A 1,324-nucleotide genomic window follows, 5' to 3' on the forward strand; every position below is an offset into this window, starting at 1 on the left:
ATACAGCAAGAGTTATACTAGGTAAATCATCATTGGTAATTGTCCCCGTGTCTGGGTTTGTAGTACCTACGGTATAACCTGTCCCCGCAGCGAGGGTTAAAATAACAGTTTCGTTACTTTCTACTATTGTGTCAGCAGTGGGGTCAACGGTTACGGTAGCAGTCGCTGAACCAGCAGCAAAGGTGACGCTGGTGGGGATAGAAGTGTAATCGGTTCCATTGGTTGCTGTCCCACTGATGCTGTAGTTAACCGTTAAAGAATTAGTGGTTACTCCGGTGCGGGTGAAGGTATAAACCAGATTTGTTGTCCCATCTTCTGTCACACTACTAGGAGAGACAGCAAGAGTAATACTAGGGAAATCATCATTGGTAATTGTCCCCGTCACTGGGGTGGTCGTACCTACGGTATAACCTGTCCCCGCAGCGAGGGTTAAAATAACAGTTTCGTTACTTTCTACTATTGTGTCAGCAGTGGGGTCAACGGTTACGGTAGCAGTCGCTGAACCAGCAGCAAAGGTGACTGTATTGTTAGTCCCTGTACGAGTATAGTCGGTATTAAGAGTAGCTGTCCCTCCGAGGGTGTAATTAACTGTTAAAGGATTGGTGGTTACTCCGGTACGGGTGAAGGTATAAACCAGATTTGTTGTCCCGTCTTCTGTCACACTTGCGGGAGAGACAGCAAGAGTGATACTGGGAAGAGTCGGACTAGCAACATAGCTAAAATAACTAGCAGTTAGACTTAATGCTGTTTGATTATTGATAACCGCAATCAGTTCATCTGGTTCGGTTCCGGGTTTGTTGATGTAGAGTTTAGTATTAGAACCAGAAACCGTTAACAGATAGTCACTACTTGCACCTCGTAGTTGAATTGTATCATCAGTGGTGTTAAAGTCGGCAATTGTCGCGTAGTCGCTAGTACCTGCATTAGTTGTATTACCGTCATCGTAACCAATCCAAGTTGCGTCACCAAGGATAAATCTATCACTTCCTGCTCCTCCTGTTAAAGAATCAATTTCTCCTTTTCCTGGGGTGCTACTGTTAGGGTTAACCCCTGTGATGATGTCATTACCTCCCCCGGTGGTGATGGTGTCATTAGCATTAGTCCCGGTAATTTGAAACCTTTCTATATTAGAGAAGGAAACGGAGTCAGAATTACCACTGCTATTAGTATAGGCACTAAAAGAACCACTCCAAGCCCCACCACTCTCAAAAATACTGCTACCTATTCCTGCGGGAAAGGTGGTTGTCCCCGCGTAGGTGTTACTGGAGTAGTTGACAATTAATAGGTCGTTTCCGTCCCCACCATTGACGTTATCTTGTCCTCG

1 protein-coding gene is annotated in these 1,324 nt (G+C 45.2%); it reads right to left on the reverse strand.

From position 1 onward, the window contains the following. Positions 1-1,324, reverse strand: a 1,324-nt coding sequence (locus O9332_RS13880; RefSeq protein ID WP_288026051.1) for a Calx-beta domain-containing protein, incomplete at both ends; no start/stop codon positions are given.

Source organism: Microcystis sp. LE19-10.1B (genome assembly GCF_027530565.1).
In the GTDB taxonomy this organism is placed as follows: domain Bacteria; phylum Cyanobacteriota; class Cyanobacteriia; order Cyanobacteriales; family Microcystaceae; genus Microcystis; species Microcystis aeruginosa.